At 73.4% G+C, this 17,009-nt stretch carries 12 protein-coding genes; 3 read left to right on the forward strand and 9 right to left on the reverse strand.

Annotated elements, in window-relative coordinates:
• Positions 1-124: 124 nt before the first annotated feature.
• From ilvN to CUT44_RS18945, 4 genes are all read right to left on the reverse strand, one after another.
• Positions 125-649, reverse strand: a complete 525-nt coding sequence (gene ilvN, locus CUT44_RS18930) for an acetolactate synthase small subunit (RefSeq protein ID WP_100203083.1) — start codon at positions 647-649, stop codon at positions 125-127.
• A 32-nt stretch (positions 650-681) separates the two neighbouring features.
• Positions 682-2,565, reverse strand: coding sequence for an acetolactate synthase large subunit (locus tag CUT44_RS18935; protein WP_100203084.1), 1,884 nt, complete (start codon positions 2,563-2,565; stop codon positions 682-684).
• A gap of 284 nt (positions 2,566-2,849) precedes the next feature.
• Positions 2,850-5,768, reverse strand: a complete 2,919-nt coding sequence (locus CUT44_RS18940; RefSeq protein ID WP_100203405.1) for a putative bifunctional diguanylate cyclase/phosphodiesterase — start codon at positions 5,766-5,768, stop codon at positions 2,850-2,852.
• A 390-nt stretch (positions 5,769-6,158) separates the two neighbouring features.
• A complete protein-coding gene (locus CUT44_RS18945) occupies positions 6,159-7,109 on the reverse strand; it encodes a 2-hydroxyacid dehydrogenase (RefSeq protein WP_100203085.1) in 951 nt (316 codons plus the stop codon).
• A gap of 192 nt (positions 7,110-7,301) precedes the next feature.
• Here CUT44_RS18945 and CUT44_RS18950 point away from each other — a divergent pair, with 192 nt between their 5' ends.
• The 3 genes from CUT44_RS18950 to CUT44_RS18960 all read left to right on the forward strand — a co-directional run bounded on the left by CUT44_RS18950 (position 7,302) and on the right by CUT44_RS18960 (position 9,950).
• Positions 7,302-8,300: an aldo/keto reductase gene (locus CUT44_RS18950; RefSeq protein WP_100203086.1), complete on the forward strand. Its 999-nt coding sequence runs from the start codon at positions 7,302-7,304 to the stop codon at positions 8,298-8,300.
• A gap of 220 nt (positions 8,301-8,520) precedes the next feature.
• Positions 8,521-9,726, forward strand: coding sequence for a PQQ-dependent sugar dehydrogenase (locus tag CUT44_RS18955; RefSeq protein WP_100203087.1), 1,206 nt, complete (start codon positions 8,521-8,523; stop codon positions 9,724-9,726).
• Entirely contained in the window at positions 9,726-9,950 is a 225-nt protein-coding gene (locus tag CUT44_RS18960) for a DUF6191 domain-containing protein (protein WP_100203088.1), read from the forward strand. Before CUT44_RS18955 ends, CUT44_RS18960 begins: the two co-directional genes overlap by 1 nt.
• A 39-nt stretch (positions 9,951-9,989) precedes the next feature.
• On the opposite strand, the gene CUT44_RS18965 is transcribed toward CUT44_RS18960, so the two are convergent.
• The 5 genes from CUT44_RS18965 to gatA form a co-directional block, all read right to left on the reverse strand.
• On the reverse strand, positions 9,990-13,064 hold the full coding sequence (locus CUT44_RS18965) for a helix-turn-helix transcriptional regulator (protein WP_100203406.1): 3,075 nt from the start codon (positions 13,062-13,064) through the stop codon (positions 9,990-9,992).
• Positions 13,065-13,162: 98 nt separating this feature from the next.
• A complete protein-coding gene (locus CUT44_RS18970) occupies positions 13,163-13,354 on the reverse strand; it encodes a hypothetical protein (protein ID WP_100203089.1) in 192 nt (63 codons plus the stop codon).
• 375 nt (positions 13,355-13,729) lie between these two features.
• A complete protein-coding gene (gatB, locus tag CUT44_RS18975; RefSeq protein WP_100203090.1) occupies positions 13,730-15,238 on the reverse strand; it encodes an Asp-tRNA(Asn)/Glu-tRNA(Gln) amidotransferase subunit GatB in 1,509 nt (502 codons plus the stop codon).
• Positions 15,239-15,266: 28 nt separating this feature from the next.
• On the reverse strand, positions 15,267-15,509 hold the full coding sequence (locus CUT44_RS18980; RefSeq protein WP_100203091.1) for a hypothetical protein: 243 nt from the start codon (positions 15,507-15,509) through the stop codon (positions 15,267-15,269).
• Positions 15,506-17,008, reverse strand: a complete 1,503-nt coding sequence (gene gatA, locus CUT44_RS18985; protein ID WP_100203092.1) for an Asp-tRNA(Asn)/Glu-tRNA(Gln) amidotransferase subunit GatA — start codon at positions 17,006-17,008, stop codon at positions 15,506-15,508. Before gatA ends, CUT44_RS18980 begins: the two co-directional genes overlap by 4 nt.
• Position 17,009 lies beyond the last annotated feature (1 nt).

Here is a 17,009-nt window from a genome sequence, read left to right on the forward strand (position 1 = left end):
ATATCTCCTTGTTCTTGCTGTACGGGGGTCTTGCCGTACGAGTCAGGGATGCGATCGGCCCGTCCCCGGGACCGCCGTCAGGGCCACCGTATGCCGGGGCGGGCGGGGACGGGTGCCGGTCTCGCTATGCGGTCCGGTCCAGGGCGCGCAGCGAGCGGTCGGTGATCGAGCGCGCGCCGCGGCCGATCGCGATGGTGCCGGACTGGACCAGCTCCTTGATGCCGAAGGGCTCCAGCATCTTGAGCATGGCCTCCAGCTTGTCCCCGCCGCCGGTCGCCTCGATGGTGACGGCCTCAGGGGAGACGTCGACGGTCTTGGCGCGGAAGAGCTGGACGATCTCGACGATCTGCGAGCGGGTCCCGTTGTCGGCGCGGACCTTCACCAGAACGAGTTCCCGCTGGACGGCGGAGGACGGCTCCAGCTCGACGATCTTCAGCACGTTGACGAGCTTGTTGAGCTGCTTGGTGACCTGCTCCAGCGGGAGGTCCTCGACGTTCACCACGATGGTGATGCGGGAGATGTCGGGGTGCTCGGTGACGCCGACGGCGAGCGAGTCGATGTTGAAGCCCCGCCGGGAGAAGAGCGCGGCGATCCGGGCGAGGATGCCGGGGGTGTTCTCCACCAGGACGGAGAGCGTGTGCTTGGACATCGGGCGTGGTGCTCCGTTCCTCTGTGAGGGCTTCAGTCGTCGCTGTCGCCGAAGTCGGGACGGACGCCGCGCGCCGCCATGACCTCGTCGTTGGAGGTGCCCGCCGCGACCATCGGCCAGACCATCGCGTCCTCGTGGACGACGAAGTCGACGACGACGGGGCGGTCGTTGATGGCGTTGGCCTTCTCGATCACCGCGTCCAGCTGGGCGGGGTCCTCGCAGCGGATGCCGACGCAGCCCATGGCCTCCGCCAGCTTCACGAAGTCGGGGACGCGGGTGCCCCTGGGCTGCTGGGCGGCGCCCTCCCCCGGCTCGCCCTGCTCCCCCTGCTCACCCGGGCCGCTGTGCAGCACGGTGTTGGAGTAGCGCTGGTTGTAGAAGAGGGTCTGCCACTGGCGGACCATCCCGAGGGCCCCGTTGTTGATGATCGCGACCTTGATCGGGATGCCGTTGAGCGCGGCGGTGACCAGTTCCTGGTTGGTCATCTGGAAGCAGCCGTCGCCGTCGATCGCCCAGACGGTGCGCTCCGGGGCGCCGGCCTTGGCGCCGAGCGCGGCCGGGACGGCGTAGCCCATGGTGCCCAGGCCGCCGGAGTTGAGCCAGGTGCCGGGCTTCTCGTACTTGACGAAGTGGGCGGCCCACATCTGGTGCTGGCCGACGCCGGCGGTGAAGATCGTGCTCTCCGGGGCCAGCGCGCCGATGCGCTCGATGACCTGCTGCGGGGACAGGGAGCCGTCCTCGGGCAGGTCGTAGCCGAGCGGGTAGGTCTCGCGCCAGCGGTTCAGCTGCTGCCACCACTCGGTGTAGTCGCCGGTGCGGCCCGCCTCGTGCTCGGCGCGGACGGCCACCACCAGGTCGGCGATGACCTCGCGGGCGTCGCCGACGATCGGGACGTCGGCGGTGCGGTTCTTGCCGATCTCGGCCGGGTCGATGTCGGCGTGCACGATCTTCGCGTACGGCGCGAAGGAGTCCAGTTTGCCGGTGACGCGGTCGTCGAAGCGGGCGCCGAGCGCGACGATCAGGTCGGCCTTCTGCAGGGCGGTGACGGCGGCGACGGTGCCGTGCATGCCGGGCATGCCCAGATGCTGCGGGTGGCTGTCGGGGAACGCGCCGAGCGCCATCAGGGTGGTGGTGACGGGGGCACCGGTCAGCTCGGCGAGCACCTTCAGCTCGGTGGTGGCCCCCGCCTTCAGCACGCCGCCGCCGACGTACAGCACCGGACGGCGGGCCTCGGCGACCAGCCGGGCGGCCTCGCGGATCTGCTTGGCGTGCGGCTTGGTCACCGGACGGTAGCCGGGCAGGTCGGCGGCCGGCGGCCAGGAAAAGGTCGTCCGGGCCTGCAGGGCGTCCTTGGCGATGTCCACCAGAACCGGGCCGGGGCGGCCGGTCGCGGCGATGTGGAAGGCCTCCGCGATCACCCGCGGGATGTCGGCCGGGTCGGTCACCAGGTAGTTGTGCTTGGTGATCGGCATGGTGATGCCGCAGATGTCGGCTTCCTGGAAGGCGTCGGTGCCGATCGACTTGGAGACCACCTGCCCGGTGATCGCGACCAGCGGGACGGAGTCCATGTGGGCGTCGGCGATGGGGGTGACCAGATTGGTGGCGCCGGGACCGGAGGTGGCCATGCAGACCCCGACCCGGCCGGTGGCCTGGGCGTAGCCGGTGGCGGCGTGTCCGGCACCCTGCTCGTGGCGGACGAGCACGTGGCGCACCCTGGTGGAGTCCATCAGCGGGTCGTATGCGGGCAGGATGCAGCCACCGGGGATACCGAATACCGTGTCGGCGCCGACTTCCTCGAGAGAGCGGATGAGGGCCTGGGCGCCCGTGACGTGCTCGACGGTGACGGTCTGGGGCTGCGCCCCTCCGGTACGGGCCCGCGGCTGCGGGCGGGGGGCCCCGGTGGCCTGCTCGGTCATCGCTGTCTCTTCTCGGGGAGTGAGGGTCTGAAGACTCGTGGTGGGATGGCTGGTGGGTCGGTCGCCTGTCGGCCCGGAGCCGGTCGTGCACCGGTTCGTACCGTTGTACCGGCTTCCGCTCGACTGCTGGTGCAACAAAAAACCCCTCGTGCCGTCAGGCAGGCGAGGGGAGCGCGTCGCTGTCGTCCACGGGGCGGTCGGCCCCGGGGTCAGTCGACGCGCCGGCCAAGTACGAGAATTCGGGTGCGCATGTCATTGACCTTCCTCCGGTGACGCCTGGGGTGTCAAGTCGGTGGGACGGAAGTCTCACTATTCGAGCGCAGCGGAGGATGCGCCACCGGGTCCGGTCCGGCGGCTCCGCCCCTGCGTACGGGCAGGGAACCGGCGACCACCACCGAGCGGGCGGCGCCCTGCGGGTGCTGTTCCGCACCGACCGGATAGCGGCCCCGGACCAGGGCCCGGCGCAGCCGGTGTTCGTCCAGCGGCTTGGCGAAGGCCGCTCCCTGGGCGTGGGTGCAGCCCAGGGCCCGCAGTGCGGCGGCCTGCTCGGAGTGGTCCACTCCGTCGGCCACGGAGGTCATGCCGAGGTCCTCGGCGATCCGCAGCAGCCCGGAGGTGATTTTGCGCACTCTGGCGGACTCCGTGATCCCGTCCACCAGGGCGCGGTCCAGGCGCAGGGCGTCGGCCGGCAGCCTGCGCAGCGCGGCCAGGGCGCCGTGACCACCGCCGAAACCGTCCAGGACGATGCCGACACCGAGCCTCCGCAGCGCCGTGACCCACAGCTCCAGCTCGTCCAGGGAGACCCGCGGATCGCTGTCGGACAGCTCGATGAGGAGGGCATCGGGCGGCAGCCCGTGGTGGGACAGCAGGGACTCGACGATCGCCGGGGTGGTCGAGCGGTCGGTGAGCCGGCGGGTGTCCAGCCGTACGGACACCGGCACGGGGAAGCCCTCGCGGTGCCGCTCCGCGGCCTGTTCGACGGCCCTGCGCAGCAGCCAGGGCACCGGCTCGGCCGTCCCGCCCCCGCCGACGGGGTGCGGGGCGTGCGGGGCGCCGGCGGGTGGGAAGAGGATGCCCCGGGCGGAACGCCTGCGGGGCTGGGCGGCGACCGAGGTGATCCGGCCGCCGGCGAGCTCGACCACGGGCTGGTGGAGCAGCGCGAACTCGCTCTCGGCCAGCGCCCCGCGCAGCCGGTCGGTGGTCAGCTCGGCGCGGCGGACGGCCTCGGCCTGCGGCTGGGGCGCGTACAGCTCGACGCGGTTCTTGCCGGCCTGCTTGGCGCGGTACATCGCCAGATCGGCATGGCGCATCAGGACGGCCGGGGTCACCCCGGGCTCGGCGAAGGCCACCCCGATGGAGGCGGCGACCCGTACCTCGCCGCTCTCGATGCGGTAGGGCCGTGAGAGGGCCGTGCGCAGCCGCTCGGCGATCTCCAGGACGCGGTACTCGCGCTCGGCCCGGTCGCACTCGCCGTCCCCGACGACGAGGGCGGCGAACTCGTCACCGCCGAGCCGGGCGGCGGTGTCCCCGGCCCGCACCGCCTCCCGCAGCCGGCGGGCCGCGTGGATCAGCAGCTCGTCGCCCGCCTGGTGGCCGATGGTGTCGTTGACGGCCTTGAAGCCGTCGAGGTCGATGTAGAGCACCGCCGTGTGGCCCGCCTCGGCGTCGCCGCGGCGTCGGCCGCCGAGCGCCTGGCGCACCCGCTCGGTGAACAGCGCCCGGTTGGGCAGATCGGTCAGCGGGTCGTGGGAGGCGTTGTGCTGGAGCTGTGCCTGGAGCCGCACCCGCTCGGTCACGTCGCGGCTGTTGAAGATCAGGCCGCCCTGGTGGCGGTTGACCGTCGACTCCACGTTGAGCCACCGCCCCGAGGCGTGCCGGATGCGGCACTCGATACGGGCCGAGGGCTCCTCCTCGGGTGGGGTGGCGAGGAAGCGGCGGATCTCGTGCAGGACCCGGCCGAGGTCCTCGGGGTGGATCAGGGAGGCGAGTTCGGAGCCGACCAGCCTGTCCGGCTCACGGCCGTAGACGCCCGCGGCGGCCGGGGAGACGTAGCGCAGCATCCCGGCCGGAGAGGCGATCATGATGACATCGCTGGACCCCTGCACCAGGGACCGGAAGTGGTTCTCCTTCTGGGCCAGTTCCTGGGTGAGGTGGATGTTGTCCACCAGCATGATGCCCTGTCGCACCACCAGGGCCAGCACGACGGTGCAGCCGGTCAGCAGCACCACCTTGTCCAGGGCCCCGCCGTCACGGACGTTGTAGAGGATGCCCAGGGTGCACACGGCGGCGGCGAGGTACGGCGTGAGGGCTGCCAGTGAACCCGCCGTGGCGGCGCCCGCCGGGGCGGTTGGCCGGACCGCCCGCCGGAAGTCCGGCCGGGAGCCGGCGCGGGCGGCCGGACGGTCCGCGCCGCGCAGCCACCCGCCGCCCTCCCGGCCGCCGACCCAGGGCGCGTACGCCAGCAGCAGGGAGCCGGCGAACCAGCCCGCGTCGAGGAGCTGGCCCGAGGAGTAGTTCTCCCGCAGCAGGGGCGAGGTGAACAGGGCGTCGCACAGGACGGTGAGGGCGAGGGCCCCGATGACGGTGTTGACCGCCGAGCGGTGGGCGGCGGAGCGGCGGAAGTGCAGGACGAGGACCATGCTGATCAGCACGATGTCCATCAGGGGATAGGCGAGGGAGAGGGCGACCAGCGCGAGCGACTCGCCCTGCCAGTACGAGGGGTGGTCGAGCGCCAGACTCCAGGACAGGGTCAGCAGCGATCCGCCGATCAGCCAGGCGTCCAGGGCCAGGCACGTCCAGCCCGCCCGGCTGACCGGGCGCTTGGCCAGTACCAGCAGTCCGACGATGGCCGGCGGCGCGAAGAGCAGGAAGCAGAAGTCCGCGGCCGAGGGGCTGGGCACGGAGGTGTCCAGCACCACCTCGTACCAGCCCCACACCCCGTTGCCCAGTCCGGCCATCGCCGAGGAGAGCGCGAACATCGCCCAGGCGGGCCGGAACGGGTTGCCGGGGTGGGTGCGGGCGTAGTGCAGACAGGAGCCCGCCGCGGTGAAGGCCGCGAGGCTCAGCCCGAAGTCACCCATGACCAGTGCCACGCTCTCCGATCCCCAGCCGAGCGCCGCGCCCGTCGCGTACACCCCGCACACGGCGGCCAGGGCGAACCGGGAGAGCCCGCCGACCCGGTCCCCCGCTCCGCGGGCGCTCATCGCGGCGCTCCCGGATACGGCGCGCGGCGCGTTCGTGTCCGGAGCACCGTCCGGAGCACCGTCCGCGGCGTCGCGTGCGGTGTCGTGTGTGGTGCCGTGTGCGGCTCTGTGCGCGGCGTCGCGGGTCGCCCCGCGGGCCGACGCCCCGTCCGACACTGGTCATGTGTCCGGCAGTTCGCCTGGTGGCCGTGCATGTCGCCCGTCCCCCCTCGTGGTCTGGTACGCCCCCGGACCGGACGATACACCAGGTCAGTCACTCAGGGACATAGCACCTCTACACAGCGTGACGAACAACAGCATCGCAGATACAATGCGCAGTTGCCCGTATCCGGAGCGTACGGCACCCGTTGGGGTGGTCTTCCCCCTGACCGGTTTCCCGCCCGGTTACTCCTACCCGGCTTCCCCCGCCACCGCGACGACATGCTCCAGGGGTTCACCCGCCGCGAAAAGCCGCAGCTGGGAGCGGAGCAGTCGCTTGGCCCGCGGCAGGAAGGCGGAGGTCGGGCCCCCGACATGAGGGGTGATCAGCACACCCGGTGCCCGCCACAGCGGATGCTCCGCGGGCAGCGGCTCGGGGTCGGTGACGTCCAGCGCGGCCCGCAGCCGCCCGGACTCCAGCTCGGCCAGGAGCGCCCCGGTGTCCACGACGGCACCGCGGGCGACGTTCACCAGCAGCGCGCCGTCCTTCATCCGGGCCAGGAAGTCCGCGTCCACCAGGTCGCGGGTGGCCTCGGTCAGCGGGACGGTCAGGAACACCACGTCGGCCCCGGGCAGCAGCCGGGGCAGTTCGGCGAGGGCGTGCACCGGGCCGCGCCGGGCCTCACGGGCGGTACGGGCGACCCGGTGGACGGCTTCCACCTCGAAGGGGACGAGCCGTTCCTCGACGGCGGCGCCGATGGCGCCGTAGCCGACGATCAGCGCGGTCCGGTCGGCGAGGGCCGGCCGGAAGCCCGGTGTCCACCGGCCCTCGTCCTGGGCGCGGACGAAGCCGGGAACGCCGCGCAGCGAGGCGAGGGCGAGGGTGAGCGCGAGCTCGGCGGTGCCGGCGTCGTGCACACCGCGGGCGTTGCACAGTACCGCGCCCCGGGGCAGTCCCGGCACGGCGGACGCCACATGGTCGATGCCCGCGGTGAGCGTCTGCACCACCCGTACGTCCGGCATGTGCGCCAGTGGCCGCACCGCGACCTCCGAACCCTTCAGATAGGGGACGGCGTAGAAGACGCAGCGCGCGGGATCCGCCGGGAACTCCTCCTCGCCATCCCACCGGACGTAGTGGAGGGAGTCCGGCAGACCGCCGATCTCGGCGGGCGGGACGGGCAGCCAGACATCTGCGGAAGCCATGGCCGAAGGCTATCCCGGAGGCTCTTCGAGCCGTTCCGAGGCTGCCCCGGGGGGCCGTGCGCGGGCTGCGGACCGTGCGGGAGTCCCCGGCGATCCCGCCCGGGAGGCTGTGCCGGGCCCTTGGGAGGCGTCCGCGGGTCACCCGTTAGGTTGGGACGCGCCCCGGTGGGGCGAGGGAGGGAGCACGTCCAGGTGGAGCGCAGGACGATCGGGGCGGCGGCGCTGGAGGTGGGTGCCGTCGGACTCGGCTGCATGCCGATGAGCTGGGCCTACACCACGTCGGAACAGGACGGCGAGTCCTCACTGCGCACGGTGCACGCCGCGCTCGACCGCGGGGTGACACTGCTCGACACCGCCGACATGTACGGGCCGTTCACCAACGAGCTGCTGCTCGGCCGGGTGCTCGCCAAGCGCCGCGCGGAGGCGTTCGTCTCGACCAAGTGCGGGCTGCTGGTCGGCGAGCAGCATCTGGTGGCCAACGGGCGCCCCGGCTACGTGAAGCGGGCCTGTGACGCCTCGCTGCGGCGGCTGCAGACCGATGTGATCGACCTCTACCAGCTCCACCGCGCCGATCCCGAGGTGCCGGTCGAGGAGACCTGGGGCGCGATGGCCGAGCTGGTCGCGGCGGGCAAGGTGCGCTCGCTGGGGCTGTGCGCGGTGGGTGTGCGGGCCCGGCGGCGGGCGGCGTCCACGCCGCCGTACCAGGAGACGATCCGGCAGCTGGAGCGGATCCAGCAGGTCTTCCCGGTGAGCTGTGTGGAGGCCGAACTGTCGGTGTGGTCCCGGGAGGCGCTGGGGTCGCTGCTGCCGTGGTGCGAGGCGCGCGGCATCGGTTTCCTGGCCGCGATGCCGCTGGGCAGCGGCTTCCTGACCGGCACCCTGACCGTGGGCGGCGGCTTCGAGCCCGACGACGTACGGGCCCGGCACCCGCGGTTCACCGCCGAGATGATGGCCGCCAACCAGCCGATCGTCGCCGGGCTGCGGCGGGTCGCGGCACGGCACGACGGTGCCACTTCGGCGCAGGTGGCGCTGGCCTGGCTGCTGGCGCAGGGGCGGCATGTGGTGCCGGTGCCGGGCGCCAAGAAGGAGCGCTGGGCGGTGGAGAACGCCGCGGCGGCCGGACTGCGGCTCACCGCCGGGGACCTGGCGGAGATCGCCGCCCTGCCCGCCGCCCAGGGGTCGTGGGACTGAACCCGCCGGACACTCACCGGGCCGGACCGGGAACACCGGGCGCCCTCCCGGCGTACGGTCGGGTGTACGGGTCCCGCGGCGCGCGCCGTGTGCCGCGGCTCCGGAGCACGCAGAGCACGAAACACGAAACACGAACCACAGAGCACAGAACGCAGAACGCAGACCGAAGCCGGACGAACCAGTCGACCGGACCCGACTGAAGCTGTCGAAAGGCGCGCTGATGGTGCGAAGCCGCTCCCTGTCCCTCCGACCGCTCGCGCGGCCGCGCCCGCGCGGGGCGGCCGCCTGTCTCGCCGGGCTCGCGCTGCTGGCGGCGGGCTGCACCGGCGGCGGCGGGGATTCCGCGGACCGCGGGAACGCGACGGGTTCCGCCACCCCGGGGCCCTCCGGGGAGACCTCCCGCTCCCCCGGCGCCTCCGCCGCGCCCGCCGAGGGGTCGGTGAAGGTCGTGGAGACCGTCGCGACGGGTCTGAAGTCGCCCTGGGGGCTCGCCCCGCTGCCGGACGGCGACCTGCTGGTCTCCTCCCGGGACGAGGGCACCGTCTCCCGGGTGGACGCCGGGACCGGTAGGACCACCGAGCTGGGCTCGGTGCCCGGGGTCGACCCGGACGGCGAGGGCGGCCTGCTGGGCATCGCCCTCTCCCCGGACTTCGCCGAGGACCGCTATGTCTACGCGTACTTCACCAGCGCCTCCGACAACCGGATCGTACGCATGCGCTACGACGCGGACCGGGAGGCGGGCCGGCAACTGGACGCGCCCAGCACGGTCCTGCGCGGCATCCCCAAGGGGATGATCCACAACGGCGGGCGGATCGCCTTCGGCCCGGACCGGATGCTCTACGCGGGGACGGGCGACTCCGGGGACCGGAGCCTGTCCCAGGACCGGGAGTCCCTCGGCGGCAAGATCCTGCGCATGACGCCGGACGGCGAACCTCCCGGCCACGGCAACCCCGAGGCCGACTCGGTGGTCTACTCCTGGGGCCACCGTAACGTCCAGGGGCTGGACTGGGACGCCGACAAGCGGCTGTGGGCCTCGGAGTTCGGCCAGAACACCTGGGACGAGCTGAACCTGATCCGGCCCGGCGGGAACTACGGCTGGCCCGAGGCGGAGGGCAGGGCCGGCGAGGAGGGTTTCATCGACCCCGTGGCGCAGTGGGAGCCCGCCGAGGCCTCCCCCAGCGGCATCGCCGTCGCGAACGGCTCGGTGTGGCTGGCGGCCCTGCGCGGCGAACGGCTCTGGCGGGTCCCCCTGAAGGGGGAGGAAACAGTGGCGGATCCCCAGGCGTTCCTGGAAAGTGAGTACGGGCGGTTGCGAACGGTGGTCCCCGACGGGGACGGCGGGCTGTGGCTGGTCACCAGCGAGACCGACTCGCGCGGTACGCCCGGAGAGGACGACGACCGCATTCTGAAGCTGGAGGTCAGCTGATGTTCAATCTGGTCGACGAGCTGTTCAACCCCGGGCAGCGCCATGCCGAGGACGAACGTCAGCGGCTGGAGAGCACCCGGTTCGACGAGGGTGCCCACGAGCCGGGCTGCGGCCCGATCGACCTCAGCTCCGGCTGCGTCCTGATAAGGCCGCCGCGCCCGGTGCCGGCGGAGGAGACGGACCCCGCCCCGGAGCCGGGCCCGGGACCGGACCCGGCTCCGTAGCGGAGGCCCGGCCCGCCCTCCGCGCCGGTCCGGTCCGCCTCATCCCACCGCCGCGCGCCCGGCCTCGCCCACCGGCTCCACCAGCCGCAGCCGGTGCGCCATCGCCGCCGCCTCACCGCGCCCGGAGACCTCCAGCTTCGCCAGGATGTTGGAGACGTGCACACTGGCCGTCTTCGGCGAGATGAACAGTTCCTCGGCTATCTGCCGGTTGCTGCGCCCCGCCGCCACCAGGCGCAGCACGTCCCGCTCACGCCGGGTCAGGCCGAAGGACTCCACCGGATCCGCCGGAGGTTCCGGCGGCGCCGTCCCGCCGCCGCGGCCGTTCCCGCCGCTGCCGCATCCGCCGGTGCCGGGTGCCTTCAGCGGGACGCGGGCCCGCCCGGCCAGCTGCCCGATCCGCTCGCCCAGCGGTACGGCGCCCAGCCGCAGCGCCGTACCGTACGCCAGGGCCAGCAGCTCCGCGGCCCTCTCCCGCTCCCGCCCCTGGTCCAGCAGTGCCTCCGCCCAGCGGTACCGCGCCTGGGCCAGCCGGTAGGGCCGCTCCACCCGCTCGAAGGCGGCCACCGCCTCGGCCCAGCGGTCCGGGTCGTCCCGGCCCTCGGCCCGCAGCAGTTCGGCGTCCACCAGCAGCCCGTACGCCGCCCACACCGGCACCAGCCGCGGCAGCCGCCGGGCCGCCCGGCGGATCCGCGCCATGACACGGGCCCGGCCCTCCTCGGCGGCGGGCAGCCCGCGGGTGTCCGCCTCGACCGACAGCCCGGCGTACAGCAGCTGCCAGGCGTAGCGCTCGGTGGAGAGGGGGAAGCCCCGCTCCAGTGCCTCCGCCAGGATCCGCCGGGCCTCCAGCGGCCGGCCGCGGGCCGCCTCGATCTCCAGCCCCACCCGGGCGAGCGGAATGACGTACTGCGGCTGCGGGTCGTGGGTGCCGTAGTGCGACCATGCCTCGGCCAGTTTCCGGGCGGCCAGGTCCACATCGCCCCGGCGGAGGGCGAGATGGGCGGCGCCCAGGGCGGCGGCGCCGCGCGGCTTGGCGCCGTACGCCAGTCTGCCGGTGGCGGCCAGCGCCGCGTCGGCCTCCGTCCAGCGGCCCAGCGCGGTCAGCGACTCGGCCTGGTTGCCGTGCAGCCAGGCCCGGGTGTCCCGCAGGCCGAAGCGGTGGGCGACCCGCAGGCCCTCCGCCACCACCTCCAGGGCCTGTGCCGAACGGCCCACCTCCTCCAGGGTGTCCGACAGGTTGACGTGGCAGCGCCCCATCACGGAGACCTCGCCCTGCTCGACGACCCGCCGGACGGCCGACGCCATCTCGGCGAGCCCGCCCGTCACGTCCCCCGCGGAGACCCGCAGCCGGCCCAGGGTGAGCCGGGCGTGCAGTTCGGTGCTCCCGGCCCCCACCAGGGCGGCCAGTTCCACGGCGCGCCGTGCGGTGGTGAGTGCCTCGGGGCCGGGCTCGTGGACGGCGCCCCAGGCCGCGGCGAAGGCCAGCACCTCGGCGTGGACCGGGGAGGGCGGCAGTCCGCGCACCAGCTCCTGGGCCCGGGCCAGCTCCGCCCAGCCGTCGCCCTGGGAGCTGGTCTCGGCGACCTTGGAGCGCCACGTCCAGAACCAGGCCGCCCGCAGCGGCTCCTTCTCCTCGTCCAGCAGCCGCAGGGCCTGCTTGACGACCACCTGCGCCCGCTTGCGCTCGCCCGACAGCCGGGCGGCGGTCACCGTCTCGGCCAGCAGGTCCAGATAGCGCAGTTCCTCGTCCCCGCACTCGCAGGCCGGGTACACCTCGGCGTGTTCGAGGACCGGCAGGGCGAGTCTGGTCTCGGAGGAGGCGTCCTCCCACAGCTCCAGCGCCCGGTCCAGCAGCCGCAGCTGCTCGGCGTAGGCGTAGCGCCGCCGGGCCGCGACCGCGGCCGCCAGCACGGCGGGCAGCGCCTTGGCCACGTCGCGGGCGGCGTACCAGTGGCTGGCCAGACGGGCGGCCCGCTCGTCGGTGCGGACCAGGCCCGGGTCGTTCTCCAGCGCCTGGGCGTAACGGCGGTTGAGGGTGACGCGTTCGCCGGGGAGCAGGTCCTCCGAGACGGCCTCGCGCACCAGCGCGTGCCGGAAGCGGTAGCCGTCGCCGTCCTGGGTGGGGGTGAGGACGTTGGCGCCCACCGCGGCGCGCAGCGCCTCGATCAGTTCGTTCTCGGGCAGTCGCGCCACCGCCGCGAGCAGGGTGTGCTCCACCGCGGAACCGCCCTCGGCGGCGGTCCGCACCACCTGCTCGGCCGTCTCCGGCAGCGCCTCGACCCGGACCAGCAGCAGATCGCGCAGCGAGTCGCTGATGCCGCAGGAGGAGCCGGCGACCGTCAGCTCCTCCACAAAGAAGGGGATGCCCTCGGAACGTTCGAAGATCTGCTCGACCAGCTCGTGCTCGGGCTCCTCGACGCCCTGGATGCCGGCCATCTGCGCCCGCACCTCCTCCCGGCCGAACCTGGGCAGCTCGATGCGGCGGACGGTGCGCAGCCGGTCCAGTTCGGCGAGGAAGGGACGCAGGGGGTGGCGGCGGTGGATGTCGTCGGAGCGGTAGGTGGCGACGACGACCAGCCGGGCCCGGCCCAGTGAGCGGAACAGGTACGCCAGCAGCTCGCGGGTGGAGCGGTCGGCCCAGTGCAGGTCCTCGACGGCGAGGACGAGGGTGCGGTCCCTGGAGAGCGACTCCAGCAGCCGGGCGGTCAGCTCGAACAGCCGGGCCCGGCCGTCCTCCTCGTGCCACTCACGGGTGGGCTCGCCCAGCTCGGGCAGCAGCCGGGCCAGTTCGCCCTCCTGGCCCGCGGCGGCGGCCGTCAGTTCCGCGCCGAGCCCGCGGTGCAGGGAGCGCAGCACGGTGGAGACGGGCGCGAAGGGCAGGCCCTCCGCGCCGATCTCGACACAGCCGCCGACGGCCGTGACCGCGCCGGCGGCACGGGCCGCGGCCAGGAACTCCTCCAGCAGCCGGGTCTTGCCGACTCCGGCCTCCCCCGCCACCACGACCGCCTGCGGCTCGCCCGTGGCGGTGCGGGCGAGCGCGCCGGTGAGAGCGGTCAGTTCGTCCCCGCGCCCGACGAACACCGGGCTGACCCTCGTCATGTCCACGAGGCCGAGCATCGCACAGGGGTCCGACAGCCCGGCAACGGTTTTCGCCGCGGGCGTGACCGCCCCCGGGGCCGCGGCGGCGGTCGCCGCCGCGGGAGTCGCCAGGGGCATCAGGCCGCCCGGATCCACCGCCTGGGACTCCGCCGTCCCTCCCCCTCGTGCCGCTCCCCGCCGTGCCGCTCCCCGGTCCGTTCCGCCCGGCTCCGGCGGCGGGCGGCGGTGGCCTCGCGCACCAGCCGTTCCCGGTCGGCCTCGCGGCGCAGTTCCTCGGCGCGCTCCTGCTGTATCCGGTACTCCAGCATCTTCGGTCCCCCCGGTTGTCGACGGTCGCCGCCTTCCGTTCCCGGCGGCTGCTCTCCACCGTCGTCTCCCAGTCGGGTCCGGCGCATCGGGAGCCTGCCCGATGTTCACGGCGCCGACCGCCTTAGTCCCCGGGGCCGGGACACCGGTGAGCCCGCCGGCCCCTCCTCAGAAAGCCCGGAAAGGGCCTGAGGCCCCCTCAGGACGCCTGGGGTTCCGCACCCGGGATGCCGCCGGACCCGCCGTGCCGCCCCGCGGGGCGGCACGGCACGGCCCCCGCGCCCGGACGGGACGCGGGGGCCGTGGGGACAAGCCGTGGACGGGCCGTGGACAGGCCGTGGGCAGGTCTTGAACAGTGCGCCGCCCCGTGCCGCGGGTCAGCCCTGGCCGCCCAGCTTCTCCAGGATGAGTTCCCGCACCCGGGCGGCGTCCGCCTGCCCCCGGGTGGCCTTCATCACGGCACCGACGAGCGCGCCGGCCGCCTGCACCTTGCCGCCGCGGATCTTGTCCGCGACGGCGGCGTTGGCGGCGATCGCCTCGTCCACGGCCGCGCTCAGCGCGCCGGTGTCCGAGACGACCTTCAGCCCGCGCTTGTCCACGACCTCGTCCGGTCCGCCCTCGCCCGCGAGGACGCCCTCGATCACCTGGCGGGCCAGCTTGTCGTTGAGGGAGCCCTCGGCGACCAGCGCGCACACCCGGGCGACCTCGGCGGGGGTGATGGGCAGTGCGGACAGCTCGGTGCCCTGCTCGTTCGCCCGGCGGGCCAGCTCACCCATCCACCACTTGCGGGCCTGGTCGGCCGGGGCGCCCGCGTCCATGGTGGCGGTGATCAGGTCGATGGCGCCCGCGTTGAGGACGGACTGCATCTCGTGCTGCGAGACGCCCCACTCCTCGCGCAGCCGGTTGCGGCGCAGCCGCGGCAGCTCGGGCAGCCCGGTCCGCAGCTCCGCCACCCACTCCCGGGCGGGCGCGACGGGCACCAGGTCCGGCTCGGGGAAGTAGCGGTAGTCCTCCGCCTCCTCCTTGACGCGGCCGGAGGTGGTGGAGCCGGTGTCCTCGTGGAAGTGGCGGGTCTCCTGCACGATCGTCCCGCCCGCGTCCAGCACGGCGGCGTGCCGCTGGATCTCGAAACGGGTGGCCCGCTCGACGCTGCGCAGCGAGTTGACGTTCTTGGTCTCGCTGCGGGTGCCGAACGTCTCCCTCCCGTGCGGGCGCAGCGACAGGTTGACGTCGCAGCGCAGCTGCCCCATCTCCATCCGGGCCTCGGAGACGCCCAGGGCGCGGATCAGTTCGCGCAGCTCGGCGACGTACGCCCGGGCCACCTCCGGGGCGCGCTCCCCGGCGCCCGTGATGGGCCTGGTGACGATCTCGACCAGGGGGATGCCGGCCCGGTTGTAGTCCAGCAGCGAGTGCGAGGCGCCGTGGATGCGGCCCGTGGCGCCGCCGATGTGCGTGGACTTGCCGGTGTCCTCCTCCATGTGGGCGCGCTCGATCTCCACCCGGAAGACCTCGCCGTCCTCCAGCTGCACGTCGAGGTACCCGTCGAAGGCGATCGGCTCGTCGTACTGGGAGATCTGGAAGTTCTTCGGCATGTCCGGATAGAAGTAGTTCTTCCGGGCGAACCGGCACCACTCGGCGATCTCGCAGTTCAGCGCGAGGCCGATCCGGACGGTGGACTCCACCGCGGTCGCGTTGACGACCGGCAGCGAGCCGGGCATGCCCAGGCAGACGGGGCACGTCTGGGTGTTGGGCTCGGCGCCCAGCGCTGTGGAGCAACCGCAGAACATTTTGGTCCTGGTGCCCAGTTCGACATGGACCTCCAGGCCCATGACGGGGTCGTAGGAGGCCAGCGCGTCCTCGTACGACACCAGTTCAGTGACAGTCACGGAGAGTCAGACCTTTCGGGCGCTGCGGTCAGTCGTCGGCGAGGACGTCGTCGATGTCCAGGCGGCGCAGTTCACGGACGAGGATGGCGGCGTTGGTAAGGACCGCGGCACCGGACACGACCGCGTCCAGGAGCTTGAGCCGGTCGGTCTCGCGCCGGGCGAGCTGGACCTGCTTGACGATGCCGACGACGCCGAAGAGCGAGCTGCCGATGGCCAGGTAGAGGCCGGGCCTGCTCTTGCGGAATCCCTTGTACTTGTTGAGGGTGCTCACAGCGCGGGTGCCTCCTCGAGCAGCGGGTGGCCCCACCGGGCGTGGAACGCGGCCTCGACCGCGGCTCCGACGCGGTAGAGCCGGTCGTCGGCCATGGCGGGGGCGATGATCTGCAGGCCGACGGGGAGCCCGTCCTCGGGCGCCAGACCGCACGGCAGCGACATGGCGGAGTTCCCCGCCAGGTTGGCCGGGATGGTGCACAGGTCGGCCAGGTACATGGCCATCGGGTCGTCCGCCCGCTCCCCGATGGGGAAGGCGGTGGTGGGGGTGGTCGGCGAGACGAGCACGTCCACCTGCCCGAAGGCAGCCTCGAAGTCGCGCTTGATGAGGGTGCGCACCTTCTGGGCGGAGCCGTAGTAGGCGTCGTAGTAACCGGAGGACAGCGCGTACGTGCCGAGCATGATGCGGCGCTTGACCTCGGGGCCGAAGCCCGCCTCCCGGGTGAGGGAGGTGACCTCCTCGGCGGAGCGGGAACCGTCGTCGCCGACCCGCAGGCCGTAGCGCATGGCGTCGAACCGGGCCAGGTTGGAGGAGCACTCCGACGGCGCGATCAGGTAGTACGCCGCGAGCGCCTTGTCGAAGGAGGGGCAGGAGAGCTCCACGATCTCGGCGCCCAGTTCGCGCAGCAGCTCCACCGACTCGGTGAAGCGCCGCATCACGCCCGCCTGGTAGCCCTCGCCGCCGAACTCCTTCACCACACCGACGCGCAGGCCCGCCACGTTCCCGTTGCGGGCGGCCTCGACGACCGCCGGGACCGGCGCGTCGACGGAGGTGGAGTCCAGCGGGTCGTGCCCGGCGATCACCTCGTGCAGCAGGGCGGCGTCCAGCACGGTGCGGGCGCAGGGCCCGCCCTGGTCGAGGGAGGAGGAGAAGGCGATCATGCCGTAGCGGGAGACCCCGCCGTAGGTCGGCTTGACGCCGACGGTGCCGGTGACGGCGGCGGGCTGGCGGATGGAGCCGCCGGTGTCGGTGCCGATGGCCAGCGGCGCCTGGTACGAGGCCAGCGCCGCGGAGGAGCCGCCGCCGGAGCCGCCGGGGATGCGGGTGAGGTCCCAGGGGTTGCCGGTCGGGCCGTAGGCGCTGTTCTCCGTGGAGGAGCCCATGGCGAACTCGTCCATGTTGGTCTTGCCCAGCACCACCACGTCCGCGTCCCGCAGCCGCCGGGTGACCGTGGCGTCGTACGGCGGGATCCAGCCTTCCAGGATCCTCGAGCCGCAGGTGGTCGGGACGCCCTCGGTGGTGAAGATGTCCTTCAGCGCGAGCGGGACGCCGGCCAGCGGGCCGAGTTTCTCGCCCCGGGCGCGCTTGGCGTCCACGGCGCGGGCGCGGGCCAGCGCGCCTTCGCGGTCCACGTGGAGGAAGGCGTGCACCTTCTCGTCCACGGCCTCGATCCGGGCGAGGTGGGCCTCGGTCACCTCCACGGCGCTGGTCTCGCCGGAGGCGATCCGCGCGGCGGTCTCGGCTGCGGTGAGCCTGGTCGGATCACTCGTCTGGGTCATG

The sequence above is a fragment of the Streptomyces carminius genome, assembly GCF_002794255.1.
In the GTDB taxonomy this organism is placed as follows: domain Bacteria; phylum Actinomycetota; class Actinomycetes; order Streptomycetales; family Streptomycetaceae; genus Streptomyces; species Streptomyces carminius.